The organism is uncultured Roseibium sp. (genome assembly GCF_963675095.2).
In the GTDB taxonomy this organism is placed as follows: Bacteria; Pseudomonadota; Alphaproteobacteria; order Rhizobiales; family Stappiaceae; genus Roseibium.
Genome location: NZ_CAXXSJ010000055.1, coordinates 151,079 through 171,568 on the forward strand (window position 1 = coordinate 151,079; position 20,490 = coordinate 171,568).

The following is a 20,490-nucleotide window of genomic DNA, read 5'->3' on the forward strand; positions in this document are numbered from 1 at the left end:
CATATCAATCCCGCTCAGGCCGCGTTTTCCAGAAGCACCATGCCCGCGCCGGTCATGGATGCAGGCGCATAATAGTGCTTGTGCAGCAAATTGACATGGGGGTTCATCGCCGCGCGCATGACCAGCCACATGATCAGCTCCGCGCCTTCCGAGCCGAACTGCTCGACATAGTCCTCGCGGGTCATGTTGCGATAGGTTTCCGGATCGCTGGCGATGCCGTCGAGCCAGGCCAGATCAGCTTCCCGGTTGATGAAGCCTGCACGCGTACCCTGAAGCTGATGGGACAGGCCGCCGGTGCCCAGGATCACGACCCGCTCGTCGCCCGGCCAGCTTTCGATGGCCTCCCGCAGCACCTTGCCCATTTCCCAGCAGCGCTGCGGGGTCGGGATCGGGTACTGGACGGTATTGACCCAGATCGGCACGATCTTGACCGGCCAATGCTCCGGACGGCCGAACATCAGTTCCATCGGCACCTGCAGACCGTGGTCGACATCGATCTCGCGGCAGACCAGCGGATCGAAATGGCGTTCGACCAGCTTGTCGACGAAATGCCAGGAGAAATCGACGGCGCCTTCGAAGTCGGGAATATCGCGGCGCCCCCAACCTTCGTCGACCGGCTTGTAGGTTTCCGCGACGCCGACGGCGAAGGTCGGCACCCGGTCCAGGAAGAAGCTGTTGCCGTGATCGTTGAAGATCACCACGGCCACATCGGGCTTTGCGTCCCGCATCCAGGCCTTGGCGGCGTCATAGCCGTCGAAGAACGGTTTCCAGTCGGGCGTTTCGGTCAGACCGCGGTCAAGAGCGACGCCGATCGAGGGCACGTGGGACGTGCCGATACCACCAATGATCTCAGCCATTGTTCACCTTCTTTCCAAGCCGTTCGGTCAGGAACTGTTCGTGGGGCATGCCGGCCTGATCCGCACCGATCTGGGTGATCGGCACCGGGTCGACCGCGGAGATTTTCAAAATGAAGAACAGATTGCCGCCGAGACGCACCATCTCGTGCCAGTCGCGCGCCTTGACCGCGGCCTTTTCCTCGTCAGACAGGCCGAACCGCTCGAGATAAGCGTCTTCGTCGGCCTTGAAGGCTTCGCGGTTGGCCGGGTCGCCGAGCGCATTGGCCATCTTGTTGAGCTTGTAGCCCTTGAGCGAGCGCGCCCGATCAAAGAGCGGCGTTTCGGGAATGTTATCTGGTTGTTCAGCCATTGCTCTCTTCTCCAAAAGTCCTGCCGAGCCAGTCCGTGACGGCTTTCACCACGTCATCGGGGCGCTCAACCGGTGCGAAATGGCCGGCATCCTCAATGATGGCCAGTTCGGAATTCTTCGTGGCTGCCTCGATTTCCTCGTGCTGGGCAATCGGGCTCCAGCGATCCTGGCTCGCGGCCACCAGCAAGATCGGACAGTTGAGGTCTTTCAGGTAAGCCGTCGCATTCGGCCGCCCGACAAGGGCCCGTATATGGCTTTCATGGATCTTCGCGTCGGCGCGCAGAACCATGGAGCGCAGCTTGTCCATCAGGTCCGCGTCACCGACACGCCGTTCGTCGATCATCGGCGGCAGCCACTGGTCGGCGAGCTTTTCCATGCTCTCGTCGCCGAGATCGATCATGGCCTGGCGCTTGACTTCCTCGCCCTCGCGTTTGGGACCATGGCCGGTGTTGGCCAGAACCAGCCCCTTCACCCGCTTCGGCGCGAGATGGGCCATTTCCATGGCAACCCGCCCTCCCATGGAATGACCGACGACGATCAGGTCGCCTCGCACCTTTTCCAGGAGGCCACGCGCCATGCCGGAGATCGAGTCGCCCCCGCTCAAATCCGCCTGATACACGGGCATCCGGCCCGCGACCGCATCCGCAAGCGGCTGCCATACGATGTCATCCGAGAGCAGCCCCGGAACGAGTACCAGCGTTGTCATCGGCACGCCCTGTCGAGTGTCAGTTCAATGCGGCACCTGGGGAAAACCTGCACTTTCCATCCTCCTTGAGGCGTGACGTGCATACATTTTTCCACCCAATCAGCCCTCATACAATCAATATGAGCGATTTTGTATACATGCAATCTTGAGGAGTCAAGCAATTGGCGTTGTCGTCAGGACCGCGACAAGCGCGAAATCCGGGAAAGACCCGGGGAATGCGCCGAATTCCGGCCGCGTCGCATCCGTTTAGCCTCGGGTCGCAATTGCGCTTTATGTATACACGCTTTCTCACCTAGCCTGTCAAAAACAAATATGCCAGACCGGATTCTCCCACAGGAAGGTCCGAACGAGCTGAAAAACAGAGGGAGCGTCGGGAAATGACCAGCGATATCGAGATTGCGCGCAAGGCGAAGATGAAGCCGATTTCCGAGATCGGCGCACGGCTGGATATCCCTGAGGACGCGCTGATCCCCTTCGGCAGAACCAAGGCCAAGATTGCCGGAGACTATCTCGCAGGGCTCGACGGCCGCCCCAACGGCAAGCTGATCCTGGTGACCGCCATCAATCCGACACCGGCCGGCGAAGGCAAGACGACCACCACCGTCGGGCTCGGCGACGGTCTGAACCGGATCGGCAAGAAGGCCATGATCTGCCTGCGCGAACCTTCGCTTGGCCCCTGCTTCGGCATGAAGGGGGGTGCTGCCGGCGGCGGCTATGCCCAGGTCGTGCCCATGGAAGACATCAACCTCCACTTCACCGGCGACTTCCACGCCATCACCTCGGCCAACAATCTGCTCGCCGCCCTGATCGACAATCACATCTACTGGGGCAACAAGCTCGAATTCGATCCCCGCCGGATCACCTGGAAACGGGTGATGGACATGAACGACCGGGCGCTGAGGGAAATCGTCTGCTCGCTCGGCGGGGTCGCCAACGGCTTCCCGCGCGAGGGCGGGTTCGATATCACGGTCGCCTCGGAAATCATGGCGATCCTCTGCCTGGCGACGAGCCTTGAGGATCTGCAGCACCGGCTCGGCAATATCATCGTCGGCTACCGGCGCGACCGCACCGCCATCACCGCCCGCGATCTCGAAGCCGACGGCGCCATGACCGTGCTCCTGAAGGAAGCGATCCAGCCGAACCTGGTGCAGACGCTTGAAAACAATCCGGCCTTCATCCACGGCGGCCCCTTCGCCAACATTGCCCATGGCTGCAATTCGGTCGTGGCCACGAAAGCGGCCTTGAAGCTGGCCGACTATGTGGTCACCGAGGCCGGCTTCGGCGCGGATCTGGGCGCGGAAAAGTTCTTCGACATCAAATGCCGCAAGGCGGGTCTCTCCCCGGACGCGGTCGTTATCGTCGCCACCATCAAGGCACTGAAGATGAACGGCGGGGTCTCCAAGGAAGACCTGGGCGCGGAAAACGTCGCCGCCGTCACCAGGGGCTGCGCCAACCTCGGACGCCATATCGAGAACATCAAACAGTTCGGCGTGCCGGCAGTCGTCGCCATCAACCATTTCACGGCGGATACGGATGCCGAAGTCGAGGCGGTCAAGACCTATTGCCGGGATCTTGGCGTCGAAGCGGTTCTGGCCTCCCACTGGGCGAACGGCTCGGCCGGCACGGAAGAGCTTGCCACCCACGTCGCCCGGATCGCCGACAGCGGCACGGCGCAGTTCGCGCCACTGTATGACGACGACCTGTCCCTATTCGAGAAGATCGAGGCCGTGGCCCGGCGGATCTACCGGGCCGAGGAGGTCGTGGCCGACAAGAGCATCCGCGATCAGTTGACGCTCTGGGAAGAGAGCGGCTTCGGCAACCTGCCGGTCTGTATGGCAAAGACGCAATATTCCTTCACTACGGACCCGACCCGGCGCGGCGCCCCGACGGGACACAACATCCCGATCCGTGAAGTCCGCCTGTCGGCGGGTGCCGGATTCATCGTGGCGATCTGCGGGGAAATCATGACCATGCCCGGCCTGCCGAGCGTCCCGGCGGCCAATCACATCGGACTGGATGCAAACGGGCAGATCGAGGGGCTGTTCTAGGGGCACACCGGAATATGCGCTGAGGCAGATCAAAAATCCGCCCTGGCCTTTTTCAGCCGGCCTGCATCAAGTTCGGCAATTCTTCCGTATGGCTCGGAGCTGCTTTGAAAAGCCAAGCGCCGAAAAGCTCGCAATGACGTCGTTGCCAAACACGGTTCGATACTTAACTTCGAACCCGTTGCTTTTCATCAGCCCCTCCAGGAATTGGGTATAGACGATGCCTATCGATTTCAATTTCGAGCCATCCCGCCTGGTGAAGTTGTACCCCGCACCGTCCCAGGTCATATAATAATTCCGCCCGCCTATCCGGGTCATCAACACTGTATCGAGGTCCCAGTTTACAAGCCTCATTTGAATACTAAGCGTATTCAGGGACCACTCCGCCTCACGCAAAAAGTGAACTGATGGGACGCGTGCGCTTCCAAAAAGCCTTCCACCTCGATGGCCGCCGTTCCGATTTCACAGATTCTCCCCTCGTCGGCTTCCCAACGATGCCAGTCCCGATCGGAGGCCAGTGCTCGCGGCTGCAGAATGGCCAACGCAGGACTCACGATTCCGAGGTCCGGTTTCAAAGAAATAGCTTTGGAACGTTCAATCAATTCTTCTGATACGTAGCCGGTCGTCTGAATGGATAATTTCCGCTGTAATAGGGTCACTTGAACCTCGAAACTGGTATCAGCTTCGAATTCCTGGTCGGTCAGTTGAGAAATGTAAGCCACGACGGAGCTTTTGCCGTATTTCTCAAAAACCTTTTCCTGTTGTTCAAATGGCGTAAAGGGCGCATCCCGCTTCAGAAGTTCAGTTACCTGCTCCTTGGTCAGGAACCCGGTTGCCGGATATCCGTGTTCGGTCTGAAAGGCTTCCACAGCCATAATAGCTTCCATCCGATACGAGAAATCCGTTATCGGTTCAGGCGATTTGACAAATCCGGCGTCATACAAGGCCCTATAGAGCGCTGTTTTGGTTTCTATCGACAGCGCAAGCGTTTGCCAGTCTCCCCGTCCCCGGAAACTGCCGTCCGGGTTCGATTTTATGCCAAGCACTCTTTCCCTCTGGATCCTGCTTCGCTCCCATGGCGTCGGCTCACCCGGGTCGGCCAGTAAATCCTTAACCTGCTCCTTCGACAAATAACCCGTTTGAGGAGCCCCTCGTGAAGCCTGATATCGGCTGACGGCCGCGCGAACGCGACTGCTGGAAAAATCGGTCGAAATAACGCTTTTTCTTATCAAGCCGCGATTGTAGAGCGCGCGAAAAAGCATCCCCTTTTGCGCCTGAGTGTAGCCGGCCTTTTGCCAGATACTGAACGGGTGAGGCTTTGCGGACTTGCCATTTCCTGCCGACGAGGATTTTGGGACCACTTCCCATGGGAAAGGCGGCCCGGCGACCTGTCGCAAGACTGCCATTTGCCCTTCACTTAAATAACCGGTTGCAGCAGCGCCGATCGATGACTGGTAGCTTTTGACCGCGCGTATCGTGTTCAGGCGAAGCAGAAAGTCCGGTATCGGGATCTCTTCATTGGCGTATCCCAGTCTGATCAATCCCCGGTAGGCCTCCTGCTTCTCCAGAAGGCTGAGGCCCAGACCAGCAAAGGCCTTCCGGGCGTTATCGACCTCTTCCCTGGTTGCCGCGGTCGCTCCGCTTTTGGCCAAAGGCGCTGGTTGATCGACTGCTGCCCCGTCCGCCGAAGCTGCAAGACAGGTTCCTGTGAGAAGACAGGCAAGGAGGGTAAACGTCGCTTTGGAAAGATTGCTCTGGACCGTCTTCATGCCTGGCACCCACTCAATCAGAAACTGCAAATGCGAATATAAACCACTCCCACAGATACTTTGCAGCGACAACCCCACCGCCCTGTCGCTGCCACGACTTGGCATGCGGATCGTCGGGTCCGGGTTCGCCTATCCCGGCACCGCCGGCACGTCCCGGCGCAGGTCGGGTTCGTCATGGATGAAGGTCACGTTCAGGGTCAGGCGGACTTCCTCGTCTTCGCTGCGCCCATTCTTGCCCAGATCGTCCAGTTTCGTGGCGCTGTCGTCATCGAGCGCAATGCCGGTGTCCCGGACGGACTCCCGGAACAAGCCCAGGGCCGAAGCCGGCAGAACCAGCCGGAACGTGGTCGCGATGTTCGAGAACAGGGAATGGCCCTCGACCCAGCCACCGGCCTTCAGGATCGCATCGTTGAGTTCGCTCATGACCACATGTCGGTTTTGCCGGGTGACGCCGGACAGCATGACAATGCGAGGCCTCATGATTCCGGCTCCTTTTCGGGTAAGCGCTAGCGCTTGCGTCACTCGCTAACGCCACAAAACCTATACCTGATTTCAGACCCTGTCGCAGGTGCGACTTGAGATGTCGTTTTAAAGATATTGGAAATAGCCGCTCGAATTCATTGTCGATCAAATACATTGCCGCAGCCGTAGTGGAGTTGCCATGTCTGACGATGATATCGACCTTGCCAGCCTTTCCGACGACGAACTCGTCGAGCAGATGCATGACGACCTGTACGACGGCCTCAAGGAGGAGATCCAGGACGCGGTCAACATTTTGCTGGAGCGCGGCTGGGCACCCTACGACATCCTGACCAAGGCGCTTGTCGAAGGCATGCGCATCGTCGGCGTCGACTTCCGGGACGGCATCCTGTTCGTGCCCGAAGTGCTGCTGTCGGCCAACGCCATGAAAGCCGGCATGGGCATCCTGCGGCCGCTGCTGGCGGAGACCGGCGCCCCCAAGGTCGGCAAGATGGTGATCGGCACCGTCAAGGGCGACATCCACGACATCGGCAAGAACCTCGTCTCCATGATGATGGAAGGCGCCGGCTTCGAGGTGATCGACCTCGGCATCAACAACCCGGTCGAGAACTATCTCGCGGCCATCGAGGAACACCAGCCGGACATCGTCGGCATGTCTGCACTGCTGACCACCACCATGCCCTACATGAAGGTCGTGATCGACACCATGAAGGAACAGGGCCTGCGCGACGATTATATCGTCCTCGTCGGCGGCGCGCCGCTCAACGAGGAATTCGCGGACGCCATCGGCGCCGATGGCTATTGCCGGGATGCGGCCGTGGCGGTGGAAATGGCCAAGGATCTGATCGCCCGCAGGCACAACATGCTTGCCGGAAAAGCCTGACACGAACCCAGGAGGCGACCGAATGGCCTCCAGCGTACCGCTTTTTCCTTTTGAGCCGGAGCCGGCACCGCTCCGGAAGATCGGACGCGTCCTGGTGATCGCCTGCGGCGCCCTTGCCCGCGAGATCAAGGCGATCCGTGAACTGAACGGGTTCGATCATATCGACCTGACCTGCCTGCCTGCCCAGCTGCACAACACGCCGGAGAAGATTCCGGAGGCCGTACGCGCGGCCATCCTGCAGAAACGGGACATCTACGACGAGATCCTGGTGGCCTATGCCGATTGCGGCACCGGCGGACTGCTGGACAAGGTTTTGGAAGAAACCGGCGCAAAGCGGATCGGCGGCGCCCATTGCTACGCCTTCTTCACCGGGCTTGAGGCCTTCGACGCCCTGGAAGAAGACCAGCTCGGCACCTTCTACCTGACCGACTTCCTGGCCCGGCATTTCGAGACCATGGTGATCGCCCCGCTCGGCCTGAACTGGCACCCCCACCTGCGCGATATCTACTTCGCCCACTATACCCGCGTGCTTTACCTCGCCCAGACCGACGATCCGAAACTCGAGGACGCCGCGCGCACGGCTGCCGAGCGTCTGGGGCTGGCGTTTGAAATGCAGAAGACGGGATACGGGATGCTGGAGACGTTTCTGCGCGAGAGGACGGCGGGATAGACCGAAAAATCCCGCGTCGCATTTCCACCTAGCCGTGCCGGTTTCCCGCGTCTTGAAACCTGCTCTTCTGGCAATCATGAGCATCGAAAGGACGCTCTCCCATGGCGCAGAAGATCATCGTTTACTGGCGGGATATCCCGTCGCAGGTGCTGGTAAAGCAGGGCCGAAAGGCCGCGCGGCGCGAGTTGCCGGCCGTCTTCATGGAAACGGTCGACGCCTGCGCAATGCGGGTCGGGGCGAAGGATACGGACGCCTATCTGGCGGAGTGGCGGCGGAGCGATCCCGTCGATGTCTCCGACGACCTGGAAAGCGAAGCGGATGCGGCGGCCGAAGCGCTTATTGCCGCCTATCCGAAAGACAGATTGAAAGACCTCATGGCACGGGAAGGCTTTGAGCCTTCCTCTGCCGATATTTCCTCCTGAGCCCCAAGGGACAGCCATGACACGCACCGTCGTTGCCTCTGCCACCAGAGAAATCATCATCGGCTTCGACCAGCCGTTTTGTGTCATCGGAGAACGGATCAATCCGACCGGGCGCAAGAAGCTGGCCGCGGAAATGATCGCCGGAAACTTCGACACGGTCGAAGCCGATGCCCTTGCCCAGGTCGCGGCCGGCGCCACCATGCTCGACGTCAACGCGGGCGTGACGGCGGTCAATCCGAACGAGACAGAGCCGCCGCTGCTCGTTAAAACTCTTGAGATCGTTCAAGGACTTGTGGACGTTCCCTTGTCCATCGATTCATCCGTGACGGCCGCCATCGAAGCGGGCCTCAAGGTCGCCAAGGGCCGTCCGCTGGTGAACTCGGTCACCGGCGAAGAGGAAAAGCTGGAAGCGATCCTGCCGCTCTGCAAGAAGTACGACGTGCCGGTGGTCGCCATCTCCAACGACGAGACCGGCATTTCCGAAGATCCGGACGTGCGCTTTGCGGTTGCCAAGAAGATCGTGGAACGGGCCGCAGACTACGGCATTCCGGCCCATGACATCGTGGTCGATCCGCTGGTGATGCCGATCGGCGCCATGGGCACAGCCGGCCAACAGGTGTTCGCCCTGCTCCGCCGCCTGCGCGAGGAGCTGAAGGTCAACACCACCTGCGGCTTGTCCAACATCTCCTTCGGCCTGCCCCACCGCCACGGCATCAACGCCGCCTTCATCCCAATGGTGGTTGCCTCGGGCATGACCAGCGCGATCATGAACCCCTGCCGCCCGCAGGAAATGGAAGCGGTGCGCGCGGCCAACGTGCTTGCCGGTCACGACCCCAATTGCGGCGAATGGATCATGAAGTATCGTGACTATACCCCTGCAGCAGCGGGCGCCCCGGCACCGGCGGAAGCTCCCTCGGCCGGCGGCCGGCGGCGCGGCGGACGCGAAGGCCGTCGCCGGAGCGCGGGCGTCTGAACGATTTGAACAGTCGAGAACGAGCAAAGCTCAGATGACCGAGACGAAAAATCTGGCGAAGGTCGTCTTCCAGCCGAGCGGCCGGCGGGGCACGTTTCCCGTCGGTACGCCGCTGCTCGATGCTGCCCGCTCCCTCGGGGTTTATGTGGAATCGGTCTGTGGCGGGCGCGGCATTTGCGGCCGCTGCCAGATCTCCGTGTCTGAGGGCACGTTCGCCAAGGAAGGCCTGACCAGTGCGGCGGACCACCTTGCCGGCGAGACCGAGGCGGAAACACGCTACCGGGGCCTGCGCAACCTTGCTTCCGACCGGCGTCTGTCGTGCCAGGCGAAGATCACCGGAGATCTTATCGTCGATATTCCGACAGACGCCCAGACCAACCGGCAGGTGGTGCGCAAGCGCGCCGAGGTCCGGGCGATCGAGCCGAAGTCGTCGATTTCGCTTACCACGGTCACCCTAGCCGAACCTGACATGGAGACCCCGCGCGGCGATGCCGACCGGCTGCGGGACGCGCTGATTGAAAAGACGGGCCTGTCCGGCTTGACCCTGGATACGGCCCTGCTCGCCTCGGTTCAGGCGACCTTGCGCGCCGGTCACTGGACGGTGACGGCGGCGATCCATCAGGACAACACCTCAGGCCCGATGGTCACCGCGCTCTGGCCGGGAGAAAAGACCACCGTTTACGGCCTTGCCGTCGATATCGGGTCGACGACCATCGCGGCCCATCTCTGCGATCTTCAGACCGGCCGCACGGTTTCCTCTGCCGGCACCTCCAATCCTCAGATACGGTTCGGCGAAGACCTGATGTCGCGGGTCTCCTATATCCAGATGAACCCGGAAAAACTGCCGGACCTCACCAAGGTGGTGCGAGAGGCGATCAACGCGCTGGTCGGCAAGCTCGTCGGCGATGTGGGCGCGGAGCGCTCGGACGTGCTCGACGCGACCTTCGTCGGCAATCCGGTGATGCATCACCTGTTTCTCGGCATCAGCCCGGTGGAACTCGGCGGGGCGCCGTTCGCGCTCGCGGTCTCCGACGCCTTCACCCTGCCCGCTCGAGATCTCGACCTGGACCTCAATCGCGGCGCGCGGGTCTACATGCTGCCCTGCATTGCCGGTCATGTCGGCGCCGATGCCGCGGCGGCCACCCTGTCCGAAGCGCCTTACAAACGGGACGACATCACCCTGTTGGTGGATGTAGGCACCAACGCGGAAATCGTGCTCGGCAACAAGGATCGGCTACTCGCGGCCAGTTCCCCGACCGGACCCGCGTTCGAAGGGGCTGAAATCTCCTCCGGCCAGCGGGCCGCGCCCGGCGCCATCGAGCGTCTGCGGATCGATCGGGACACCCTGGAGCCGCGCTTCAAGGTGATCGGCCTCGACGAATGGTCCGACGAGCCGGGTTTTGCGGAAAAGATCGACCAGGTGGGCGTCACCGGCATCTGCGGTTCCGGCATCATCGAGGCGGTGGCCGAAATGTACCTCTCCGGCCTGATCACCGAGGACGGTGTCATCGACGGCGCCATGGCGGAACGCACCGCTCGTATCGTGCCCAGGGGCCGGACGTTTTCCTATGTGATCGCAACGGATGGCATCGAGATTTCCATTCTTCAGACCGACATTCGCGCGATCCAGCTTGCCAAGGCCGCTCTTTATGCCGGGGTGAAGCTGTTGCAGGACAAGCTCGGCACCAGCCGGATCGACCGGATCCGTCTTGCAGGCGCCTTCGGCAGTTACATCGACCCGACCTATGCCATGGTGCTGGGCCTTATTCCGGATTGCCCGATCGACGGCGTCGCCGGGGTCGGCAACGCGGCCGGGACCGGCGCGCGCATGGCGCTCATGAACACCGATTACCGGCGCGAGATCGAGCAGACCGTGCGGGAGATCGAAAAGATCGAGACCGCGCTGGAACCGAAATTCCAGGAGCATTTCGTCAATGCAATGGCCCTACCGAACAAGGTCGACCCGTTTCCGAACCTGCGCGAAGCCGTGGCCCTACCGAAACGTAAGCTCCAGGCCGGTGGCGATGCGAGCGGCGGGCGCAGGCGGCGGCGCCGGGGCTAACGCCCCTCCCCGTCAATGCCCGCCCAGCGCGCCGGTAACGATCTGGAAGCCGGCGATACCGGTACAAATCAAAGCACCCACAAAACCCCACCAGCGGAAGCGGTGAAGCGTCCTGTCGTCAAGTCGGCTACCGAGGCGAAACAGCGACAGGTTGACCAGGGCAAAGACGGCAAGCGTCACCAGGCTGGTTGCTTCGGCCAGCCGCACCAGGGGGAAGGCAAGCCCAAGCACGAGGATGACGATCGTCACCACCAGTGTCGCCCGTCCGGGCGTTTGCCGGGCCGCGCCGACCTTGGCAAACCACTTCGGCGCGATCCCGTCGCTGGCCATGCCGTAGAGCACCCGGCTGACCATGACGATCTGCACCAGGATGCCGTTGATCATGGCAATGGCCGCGGCGGCTGCGACGGGTTTGCCGGAAAAGCCGGTGATCTGCTGGAAAAGCTCCGCCATCGGTGCGGCAGAGCCTGCGACCGCGTCCCTGTCCGGCGCCATGACGGCAACCACGGACAGGAGCAGATAGAGCACGACCGTGATGCCGAGCGTCCAGAAGATGGCGCGTGGTGTGGTCCGCTCCGGATTGACGGTCTCCTCGGCCATATTTTCGATGTCCTCGAAGCCGACGAAGGCGAAAAATGCCAGAACGCCGCCTGACAGGATGCCGGCGAGCAGGGTTCCCTCCAACGGGGGAACGAACGAAGGCGCCCAGTTCGGAACGGCCGCAATCAAAGGTGCGCCGAAGATGATGACAACGGCGAGCGTTCCCACTTCCAGAAACGTGATCAGCCCGGCGAAGAGCACGCTCTCGCGCACGCCGAGCCAGGCGACCGCCGCCAGTCCGCACACGACCGCAGCAAGCAGAATATCCTGCGGCAAGGGCACCAGGGTCTGCATGTAGCCGGCGAAGGCAAGGGCGATCACGGCGCTGGAAATCGTGCCGGTCGCGCAGACGCCATAGCCGACAAGCTTTCCGGGGAACGTGCCGAGCCCGCGATGAACGAACACAGCCTCCCCTCCGGCCTTGGGGAACCGGCTGACCAGAAGCGCATAGGAAACCCCGGTAACACCGGCGATCAGGCCGGCCAGCAGGAAGGACAGCGGCGCATAGCTGCCGGCCAGCGTCAGGATCTCGCCGATCAGCGCAAAAATACCCGCGCCGACGGTCACGCCGACACCGTAGAAGACCAGCCACGGCAGGGTCAGGGCCCGCCTCAGGGTCGCCGGTTTTGATTCCGCCTCGTTCATGCGGCTATTTATGCAGACGCGCCCGGCGGAAGTCGATAAGTCCCATTGCTAACGGTCGAAATCGTCGAACTGCCACATCCGCTGCTGCCAGATCTTTTCGCCGATCAGGCAGTCGTAGGGCTCTTCCTTGAAGAGCTGCGCCGGGATCACCCGCGGCTGCGGCTGCTCCACACCGCCGATCTCCAGCACCAGCTTGCGCCGCACGGCCTCGGGAAATTCCTCCCATTCGGTCACCGGAATGACGAAACTGCCCGGTCCTCCGGTCACGCAGCGATGATAGTAGACATCCAGATCCGGAATGTTGAAGGCCGACCCCATGCCGCTCGAGGTCATCAGCGGCAGGCCATTGATGATGATGCCCTTGGCCACGGCCTTGTCCCGTTCCTCGGTGACCGGGATCCCCTGATTGTTCGGGCCGTCGCCGGAGATATCGATCACCCGCCGGTCCGCTGAAAAAGGCACTGTCTCAAGCCGCCTTACGCCCTCCCGTATCGCGCCCGACAGGGAGGTCCGGCGCGCGCCCATGCTGTTTTCCGACAGAAGCAGAGCCGCGATCGCCTCCGCGTCCGCCTGGTTTTCGATCAGCGTCCAGCCGACGATCTCATGGACGTAACTGTCGGCGGCCCCATTCGTAGAGGGTGACGGCGATCCGGCCGTAGACGCCGTCCCGGATCGCCCGGACGACTTCGGGACTGGCAATGGCTGCTGCATAGCCTTTTCGCTGGATCCGCAGCTCCTCGTAGGACATGGAACGGGAGACATCGACCGCGATCACCAGCGCGACATCGACGCGCTCCTGCGCCCGCGCGGACGGCAGGAAGCAGAGGAAAAGCAGCAAGGCGCCGGCAAGCGGCCCGACATATCCCGAAATACGCATGGTTTAGCGTAAATCAGGCAGGCCTGTTCCGCCTAGAGGCAATCGTTCAGATACCCGATAACGCCTTCGTTATCAGGCGTCCCGGCGGCGCCGGCGCCGGGCGTTTCTGTCGTCTCCACCGGAAGGATTTGCGGGCGGCGACACGAGCGGCCCGATCCTGTCGAGGATCTGCTCCAGGGACGGTCTTGCCCCTCCCGGGTGACTGTCCATCGCCTGCCGCATGGCGGCGATATGACCGGCGGAGGTGCCGCAGCAGCCGCCGATGATCCGTGCACCGGCATCGATCGCCATGCGGGTGTAGTCGGCCATCAGATCCGGCGTTCCGGTATAGACGACTTCATCGCCCCGGATCTGGGGAATGCCGCAGTTTCCCTTGGCAACGACGATGGCTTCCGGATCGGCTTCGGTGATTTCCAGGATCGCGGCCAGGAGGTCGGAGGCCCCGACCCCGCAATTGGAGCCGATGGCGACCGGTGTGCAGGCAAATTCGGATTTCAGCGTGCCGAGCCCCTTCGGCGGCAGACCCATCATGGTCCGGCCGGCGGTGTCGAAGCTGGCGGTGATGACCAATGGCAGCCCGCAGTCCTGCGCGGCCTCGGCCGCCGCCTTCATTTCTTCCGCGGCCGACATGGTCTCAACCCAGAGAATATCCGCGCCGCCTTCGACCAACCCTTCGATCTGTTCGCGAAAGGCTTCGACCGCGTCTTCGTGGCTCAGGGCGCCGAGCGGCTGAAACAGTTCGCCCGTCGGTCCGATGGAGCCCGCGATCAGGATCTCACGGTCCGCTTCTTCGGCCACCTCACGCGCAAGACGGACGGCAGCCGCGTTCAGTTCCTTCACCCGACCTTCCGCGCCATGCAGCTTCAGCCGGTGCCGGTTGGCGCCGAAGGTGTTGGTCAGGATGATATCGGACCCGGCCTCGACGAAACCGCGATGCAGCGTCTTGATCTTGTCCGGTTCCTCGACGTTCCAAAGCTCGGGCGCATCGCCGGAAACGAGCCCCATTTCAAACAGGGTCGTCCCCGTCGCACCATCGGCCAGAAGCGTGCCTTTTTCGGCCAGCAGTTTTTCGAATTTGGACATAGAGGCTGTCTTTCCCGACTTGCCGGTTATGTAGAGTTTTCCGCTTGCTCCCCTCTCCCCCCTTGAGGGGGAGATGTCGGCGAACGCCGACAGACGGGGGTGAACCGGTACCGCATATTCCGAAACCCCGAGTTTGCCGAGAGGCTGATACCCCCCTCTGTCTCCTGAAGGAGACATCTCCTCCTCAAGGGGGGAGACGGGAGTTCGTCGAAAAACAGTATACCCTTGAACTTTCCGATCAGGAGCGCGGTTTCAGGTTTTCCGGGTCATAGAGCGGCGTATAGCCGACGGCGACCACTTCGACCGGATAGGTTTCGGAGAAATATTCTACGTTCAGTTTGCGGCCGACCTGGCAATAGGCCTGCGGCAGGTAGGCAAGCGCGATGTTCTTGCCAATGGTCGGGCCATAGGCGACCGAGGTCGTGTAGGACAGGCGGCCGAGTTCATCGACCAGCGTCTTGCCGGTGTCCGGATCCATGACCGGCATGGCACCGACCGGATACCGCTTCACGCCGCTGGCGTCGGTGTTTTCCGTCATCACCAGGGTGCAGAGCATGGCGGACTGCTTATCGCGCGCCTTGTACTCGACGTGCTTCGCCTTGCCGCGGAAGTCGGCTTCCTTGACCTTGGGACGGGCCAGATCGCTTTCGATCAGATTGTACTGGGTCAGGAGATCGGCATTCTGGAGGCGCAAGCTCTTCTCCATGCGGCGCGAGTTGGCATAGGTCTCCACGCCGACGGCCATGACGCCGATTTCCCGAAGGGCATCCCAGACGGCCAGGCCGTCCTCATATTTCATGTGCAGTTCCCAGCCCTGCTCGCCCACGTAGGACAGGCGGAACGCGGAGACTTTCTTGCCTGCGATTTCGATCTCCTTGATCGCGGCGAAGGGGAAGTTTTCCGGATCGAGGCCGGCCGGATCGGCCACCACCTTCTTCAGGTTTTCCCGGGCGTTCGGGCCCCAGATGCCGATGGTCGTGTATTGCTCGCTCACATCGGTGACGGTGACATCGAAGCCCTTATCCTCGGCGATGCGCTTGACGTAATGGTAATCACGCGGACCGGCATCGGCGCCGTCGACGACCCGGCAGCGGTCGGCCATGCGGATCACCGTCAGGTCGGCGCGCACCATGCCCTCGTCGTCGAGGAAGTGGGTGTAGATGCCCTTGCCGATGTTGTTGTCGCCGCCGATTTTGGCCGCGCACAGCCATTCCATCAGCGCGACATGATCCGGGCCTTCCACGTCGAACATATAGAAGTGCGACAGGTTGATGATGCCGCAGTCCTCGCTCAGCGCCAAATGCTCGGCGTTGGAGACGCGCCAGAAATGACGGCTGTCCCACTCGTTTTCGCGCACCGGAACCTTGTCGCCGTATTTCTCAAGCAAATGCTCGTTGGCCGCGTATCCATGGGCCCGCTCCCAGCCGCCGAGCTCCATGAAGTGGCCGCCAAGTTCGACTTCCCGCTCATAGAACGGCGAGCGCTTGACGTTCCGGCCCGTTGCATAGGGCTCGCGCGGGTGGATTGCCGGGAAGTAGATCTTCTGGGCAGCCTCATAGCAGCGGCCCTCGATGAATTTCTCTTCCAGCTGGTGCTGGTAGAAGCGCGCGTAGTCGATCGACGCGTGGTCGATTTCCGTGCGACCGTCAGTGATCCAGTCTGCGATCAGCTTACCGTAACCCGGGCCGTCCTTGACCCAGATGGCCACGCAGTACCACAGACCGCGCACCTTCTGGCTTTCGCCGCAGGACGGGCCGCCGCCGGCCGAGACCTGTAAAAGGCCGTTGAAGGAATGGCCTTCGTTGTAGCCGAGTTCGCCCAGGATCGGCGTCAGTTCCATGGCGCGCTCGAGCGGCTCGATGACCTGTTCCATCTCCAGATCGCGCTGGGACGGCGACAGACGCGCCACATCCTTCTCCAGAAGATCGCGCGGGTGGCACATGCGCGGATTGTCGGTTTCGTAATAGCCCCATTCGATCTGACCGCCTTCGGTCGTCTTCGGATCGCCGGTGTCGCGCATGTAGGCGGAGTTGCCCTGGTCCCGCATGAGCGGAAAGCCGATTTCCTTGCCCGTGCCGGCGAACTCGTTGTACGGACCGAAGAAGGTGAGCGGGTGGTCGACCGGCATGACCGGCAGGTCCTCGCCGACCATCTCGGCGATCAGACGGCCCCAGAGCCCGGCGCAGACGATGACATGGTCGGCCATGATCGTGCCGCGATGGGTGACGACCCCCTTGATGCGGCCGTCCTCTACCAGGAGCGACTTTGCGGGCGTATTGGCAAAGACCTTCAGCCTGCCGCTCGCCTCACCGGCGTCGACCAGCTTGCCGGCAACTGTCTGCGAGCGCGGGACGACGAGGCCGGCATCAGGGTCGAACATGCCGCCCTGGACCATGTCTTCCTCGATCAGCGGGAATTTCTCCTTGATCTCGGCCGGATCGACGAGACGGACATTGGTGCCGAAGGCCTTGCCGGAGGTCACTTTGCGCTTGATTTCCTCCATCCAGGCGTCGTCGCCGGTGCGCGCGACCTCAAGGCCGCCGATCCGGGCGTAGTGGCCCATCTTCTCGAAGAATTCGATGGAATACTGGGTGGTCCAGACGGAGAGATAGTCGTGGCTGGTCGTGTAGCAGAAATCGGAGGCGTGCGCCGTCGACCCGATGTCGGTCGGAATGCCGGACTTGTCGATGCCGACGATATCGGTCCAGCCGCGTTCGATGAGGTGATGCGCCACGGAAGCCCCGACGATGCCGCCCAGACCGACGATGACGACTTGTGCCTTGTCAGGAAATGCTGACATCTTTCATTCCTTTTCCAAAGACCGGACGCGAAGCGCCGGAAGCTCACCATCGATTACCAACGATACGCGCAGCAGAATGCTACTCCAAGGCATTGCGCATCCATGCGGCACCGTCTGCCAACCGTTCCCGTTTTGACGGCAGCCTAGGTTGGGACGCGACAACCCAAATGCGGCAAGCCGACATGCTCTGTCGTCAAGGCGCCATCGGCCCAAATGCGCGCTGGCCAGGGCACCGCCCCAGGTGACGTTTTTAGGAAAGGCTGAGACGGATACGGACAGAGGTGATAAACCCGTCTCGCGCACACTCGCAGTCCCTCATTCGAGTAGCCAAAGGGAGGCTCAATCATGTCCGATGCCGCAGTATCCGCGGGACGCCGCGGGAGATCAGCCCGCCGAGAACGCCGGATGTCCGGATCAGGCGGTGTCGGCGCTCCCTACATCACGCGAAACATCCCGTTCTACGATGTCCTGAGCGACGAAGGCGCGGAGAAGATCGAGGCCAACACCGACCGTATTCTGGCGGAAATCGGTCTGGAATTCCGTGAAGACCCGGAGGTTCTGGGTATCTGGAAGGCGGCCGGTGCAGAGGTTGACGGCGAGCGGGTCCGCTTCCCCAAAGGCATGCTGCAGGAACTGGTCAAGACGGCGCCGGCCCAATTCACCCAGCACGCGCGCAATCCGGCCCGGAGCGTGGAAATCGGCGGCAACAATCTGGTGTTCGCGCCGGTCTACGGCCCTCCCTTTGTCACGGATCTCGACAACGGCCGGCGCTACGGCACGATCGAGGATTTCCGCAATTTCGTGAAGCTGGCCTACATGTCGCCGTGGATGCACCACTCGGGCGGCACCGTTTGCGAACCGGTCGACCTGCCGGTGAACAAGCGCCATTTCGACATGGTCTATTCCCACATCAAATATTCCGACAAGCCGTTCATGGGCTCCGTCACGGCACCGGAACGAGCCGAAGATTCGGTGAAGATGGCGCAGATCGTGTTCGGCGAGGAGTTCGTCGACCAGAACTGCGTGATGATCCAGCTGATCAACGCCAATTCCCCGCTTGTGTTCGACGCCACCATGCTCGGCGCTCTCAAGGTCTATGCGCGCGCCAACCAGGCCTGCATCGTGTCGCCCTTCATTCTGGCCGGCGCCATGAGCCCGGTCACCGTCGCCGGCACCCTGTCGCAGGTCCTCGCCGAGGCGCTGGCCGGTTGTGCCCTGACCCAGCTTCTGCGGCCCGGCGCACCGGTCGTCTTTGGTGCCTTCGTCAGTTCCATTTCGATGCAATCGGGTGCGCCGACCTTCGGCAGCCCGGAAGGCACGCTGCTTCTGAACGGCGCGTCCAAGCTGGCCCGGAGGCTCAATCTGCCGTTCCGGTCCGGGGGCTCCTTCACGGCTTCCAAGGTGCCGGATGCCCAGTCTGCCCAGGAATCGGCCCAAACGATTACCGCCACCGTCCAGTCCGGGGTGAATTTTGCGCTTCATGCGGCCGGTTGGCTCGAAGGCGGCCTGTGCTCGTCTTACGAGAAGTTCATCCTCGACGCCGACCAGCTCGGCATGATGCATGTCCTGGCGAGGGGAATCGACCTTTCCGACGAGGCCATGGCCATGGATGCGCTTCAGGAAGTCGGGCCGGGCGGCCACTTCCTCGGAGCCGCGCATACCCAGCGCAACTTCGAAAGCGCGTTCTACCGCTCGTCGATCGCCGACAACAATTCCTACGAACAATGGCTGGCAGACGGCGAACTGGATGCGGCCCGGCGCGCCAATCGAATCTGGAAGGAACAACTGGCGGCCTACGGCGGTCCGGAGCTCGACCCGGCCATCGATGAGGCCCTTCAGGATTTCATGGCCAATCGAAAAGCATCTTTTCCGGACAGCAACGTTTAATCGCCCTTCCAGCGCATTTCAGAGCGGTTGCCTGGACACCCGATGGTTCCAGACAACGCCAGTCCTCCACAATGGCGCCTTCTAGGCAGTGGAAACTCTTGCAAGTCTCCGCTAGGCTTATTAAACACCGCCGGTATGCCTGCGGTGCAGCATTGGCCGTGAGCCATTAATCGAGAGGCGAGTGCCCTAAGGGCAACTCATGGAGGGTGGTTAATAAAAATGCATAGCGCGCGCTGCGTTCCACTCACCTTATTCGTATTCCCATCGATCGCTGGTTACGGCGAAATACGCTGAAGGTTGCTCAGTGGCTTCTTTACATTCAAATATTGATATCGTCGGTTATGCGAGCAGGTTGCCGGGCGCAAACACTTCGGAAGATTTCTGGACGCTGCTGCGCGACGGAAAATGCGCCGTCACATCGGTTTCAAACGACAGATGGCCGCTGGCCCGCTTCGGACACCCTGACAAGTCCTCCTCCGGCAAGAGCTATACCTGGGCGGCCGGCCAGCTCGATGACGTCTGGGGTTTCGATCCCTCTTTTTTCGGTATTTCTCCGCGCGAAGCGCTCCAGATAGACCCGCAGCAGCGCCTGTTGCTGCAACTGGTCTGGGAAGCGCTCGAACACGCCAATATTCCGCCTAGCGACCTGGCAGGGACCACGACCGGCGTTTATGTCGGCGCCTCATCGCTCGACTATCACCACAGGTTCATCGGCGACCCGGCGACCGCCGACATGCAATTCATGACCGGCAACACGCTGTCGATCGTGTCGAACCGCATTTCCTACATCTATGACCTGCGCGGCCCGAGTTTCACGGTCGATACCGCCTGCTCCTCTTCCCTGGTCGCGCTGCATGAAGCGATTTCCGCCATCGAGAGCGGCCAGATCGATACCGCCATCGTTTGCGGCGTCAGCCTGCTGTTGAGCCCCTTCGCCTTCATCGGCTTCTCGCGTGCGACGATGTTGTCTCCGACAGGTCTCTGCCAGGCGTTCGATGCCAACGGCGACGGCTATGTGCGCTCCGAAGGCGGCGTTGCCATCGTGCTGCGTTCCAAACCGGGCCAAAGCGCTCAATGGCGCACGAAGCCATGCGAAGATCCTGGCGTCCGGCATCAATGCCGACGGCCGTACAGTCGGCCTGTCCCTGCCCTCGCCCTATGCGCAAGCGGATCTGCTGCGTGAAATGTACGACGGCCTGGGGATCGACCCGAATGCGCTCGCCTTTGTGGAAGCGCACGGCACCGGAACCCGCGTCGGCGATCCCGCGGAAGCCGACGCCCTGGGCAAGGTCATCGGCCAGAAACGCTCCGACGTCCTGCCGATCGGGTCTGTCAAGACCAACGTCGGCCACCTGGAGCCGGTGTCAGGCCTCGTCGGACTG

At 61.9% G+C, this 20,490-nt stretch carries 19 protein-coding genes and 1 pseudogene; 9 read left to right on the plus strand and 11 right to left on the minus strand.

What is annotated here, in order from left to right; genetic code table 11:
* Positions 1-14 precede the first annotated feature (14 nt).
* The 3 genes from ABIN98_RS20765 to ABIN98_RS20775 are packed head-to-tail and all read right to left on the minus strand — an operon-like array spanning position 15 to position 1,912.
* Positions 15-857, minus strand: a complete 843-nt coding sequence (locus ABIN98_RS20765) for a class III extradiol dioxygenase family protein (protein WP_346912690.1) — start codon at positions 855-857, stop codon at positions 15-17.
* Positions 850-1,206, minus strand: coding sequence for an extradiol ring-cleavage dioxygenase (locus tag ABIN98_RS20770; protein WP_346912692.1), 357 nt, complete (start codon positions 1,204-1,206; stop codon positions 850-852). The genes ABIN98_RS20765 and ABIN98_RS20770 overlap by 8 nt, the downstream gene beginning before the upstream one ends.
* A complete protein-coding gene (locus ABIN98_RS20775) occupies positions 1,199-1,912 on the minus strand; it encodes an alpha/beta hydrolase (protein ID WP_346912694.1) in 714 nt (237 codons plus the stop codon). The genes ABIN98_RS20770 and ABIN98_RS20775 overlap by 8 nt, the downstream gene beginning before the upstream one ends.
* Positions 1,913-2,289: 377 nt before the next feature.
* Here ABIN98_RS20775 and ABIN98_RS20780 point away from each other — a divergent pair, with 377 nt between their 5' ends.
* Positions 2,290-3,960 (plus strand): formate--tetrahydrofolate ligase, encoded by a 1,671-nt coding sequence (locus ABIN98_RS20780; RefSeq protein WP_346912696.1) that lies wholly within the window; start codon positions 2,290-2,292, stop codon positions 3,958-3,960.
* A 66-nt stretch (positions 3,961-4,026) separates the two neighbouring features.
* On the opposite strand, the gene ABIN98_RS20785 is transcribed toward ABIN98_RS20780, so the two are convergent.
* The 3 genes from ABIN98_RS20785 to ABIN98_RS20795 all read right to left on the minus strand — a co-directional run bounded on the left by ABIN98_RS20785 (position 4,027) and on the right by ABIN98_RS20795 (position 6,206).
* Positions 4,027-4,245, minus strand: coding sequence for a hypothetical protein (locus ABIN98_RS20785; protein ID WP_346912698.1), 219 nt, complete (start codon positions 4,243-4,245; stop codon positions 4,027-4,029).
* A gap of 83 nt (positions 4,246-4,328) precedes the next feature.
* Positions 4,329-5,726, minus strand: a complete 1,398-nt coding sequence (locus tag ABIN98_RS20790; RefSeq protein ID WP_346912700.1) for a hypothetical protein — start codon at positions 5,724-5,726, stop codon at positions 4,329-4,331.
* 129 nt (positions 5,727-5,855) lie between these two features.
* Complete coding sequence (locus ABIN98_RS20795; protein WP_346912702.1) at positions 5,856-6,206, minus strand: hypothetical protein; 351 nt, start codon at positions 6,204-6,206, stop codon at positions 5,856-5,858.
* Positions 6,207-6,387: 181 nt separating this feature from the next.
* Between ABIN98_RS20795 and ABIN98_RS20800 the strand changes: the two genes are divergently transcribed.
* The 5 genes from ABIN98_RS20800 (at position 6,388) to ABIN98_RS20820 (ending at position 11,216) form a co-directional block, all read left to right on the plus strand.
* The gene (locus ABIN98_RS20800) at positions 6,388-7,089 is read left to right on the plus strand and encodes a B12-binding domain-containing protein (RefSeq protein ID WP_346912704.1); all 702 of its coding nucleotides are present in this window, start codon (positions 6,388-6,390) and stop codon (positions 7,087-7,089) included.
* A 22-nt stretch (positions 7,090-7,111) separates the two neighbouring features.
* Positions 7,112-7,759 (plus strand): DUF1638 domain-containing protein, encoded by a 648-nt coding sequence (locus tag ABIN98_RS20805; RefSeq protein WP_346912706.1) that lies wholly within the window; start codon positions 7,112-7,114, stop codon positions 7,757-7,759.
* Positions 7,760-7,860: 101 nt separating this feature from the next.
* Complete coding sequence (locus tag ABIN98_RS20810) at positions 7,861-8,181, plus strand: virulence factor (protein ID WP_346912708.1); 321 nt, start codon at positions 7,861-7,863, stop codon at positions 8,179-8,181.
* Between the two features lie 16 nt (positions 8,182-8,197).
* Positions 8,198-9,154, plus strand: coding sequence for a methyltetrahydrofolate cobalamin methyltransferase (locus tag ABIN98_RS20815; RefSeq protein ID WP_346912710.1), 957 nt, complete (start codon positions 8,198-8,200; stop codon positions 9,152-9,154).
* A 34-nt stretch (positions 9,155-9,188) separates the two neighbouring features.
* A complete protein-coding gene (locus ABIN98_RS20820; RefSeq protein WP_346912712.1) occupies positions 9,189-11,216 on the plus strand; it encodes an ASKHA domain-containing protein in 2,028 nt (675 codons plus the stop codon).
* 12 nt (positions 11,217-11,228) lie between these two features.
* On the opposite strand, the gene ABIN98_RS20825 is transcribed toward ABIN98_RS20820, so the two are convergent.
* From ABIN98_RS20825 to ABIN98_RS20845, 5 genes are all read right to left on the minus strand, one after another.
* On the minus strand, positions 11,229-12,461 hold the full coding sequence (locus ABIN98_RS20825) for an APC family permease (RefSeq protein ID WP_346912714.1): 1,233 nt from the start codon (positions 12,459-12,461) through the stop codon (positions 11,229-11,231).
* A 48-nt stretch (positions 12,462-12,509) separates the two neighbouring features.
* A complete protein-coding gene (locus tag ABIN98_RS20830; protein ID WP_346912716.1) occupies positions 12,510-13,160 on the minus strand; it encodes a DUF1194 domain-containing protein in 651 nt (216 codons plus the stop codon).
* On the minus strand, positions 13,063-13,338 hold the full coding sequence (locus ABIN98_RS20835) for a DUF1194 domain-containing protein (RefSeq protein ID WP_346912718.1): 276 nt from the start codon (positions 13,336-13,338) through the stop codon (positions 13,063-13,065). Before ABIN98_RS20835 ends, ABIN98_RS20830 begins: the two co-directional genes overlap by 98 nt.
* Positions 13,339-13,410: 72 nt before the next feature.
* Positions 13,411-14,421, minus strand: a complete 1,011-nt coding sequence (gene bmt, locus ABIN98_RS20840; RefSeq protein ID WP_346912720.1) for a betaine--homocysteine S-methyltransferase — start codon at positions 14,419-14,421, stop codon at positions 13,411-13,413.
* Between the two features lie 238 nt (positions 14,422-14,659).
* Positions 14,660-17,221: an FAD-dependent oxidoreductase gene (locus tag ABIN98_RS20845; protein ID WP_346912722.1), complete on the minus strand. Its 2,562-nt coding sequence runs from the start codon at positions 17,219-17,221 to the stop codon at positions 14,660-14,662.
* A gap of 345 nt (positions 17,222-17,566) precedes the next feature.
* Here ABIN98_RS20845 and ABIN98_RS20850 point away from each other — a divergent pair, with 345 nt between their 5' ends.
* The 3 genes and pseudogenes from ABIN98_RS20850 to ABIN98_RS20860 form a co-directional block, all read left to right on the plus strand.
* Positions 17,567-19,108, plus strand: a complete 1,542-nt coding sequence (locus tag ABIN98_RS20850) for a trimethylamine methyltransferase family protein (RefSeq protein WP_346912724.1) — start codon at positions 17,567-17,569, stop codon at positions 19,106-19,108.
* A 352-nt stretch (positions 19,109-19,460) separates the two neighbouring features.
* Positions 19,461-20,291: a polyketide synthase gene (locus ABIN98_RS20855; protein ID WP_346912726.1), complete on the plus strand. Its 831-nt coding sequence runs from the start codon at positions 19,461-19,463 to the stop codon at positions 20,289-20,291.
* A pseudogene (locus ABIN98_RS20860) lies at positions 20,254-20,469 on the plus strand (hypothetical protein); the annotation flags it as partial. The gene ABIN98_RS20855 and the pseudogene ABIN98_RS20860, both read left to right, overlap by 38 nt.
* Positions 20,470-20,490 lie beyond the last annotated feature (21 nt).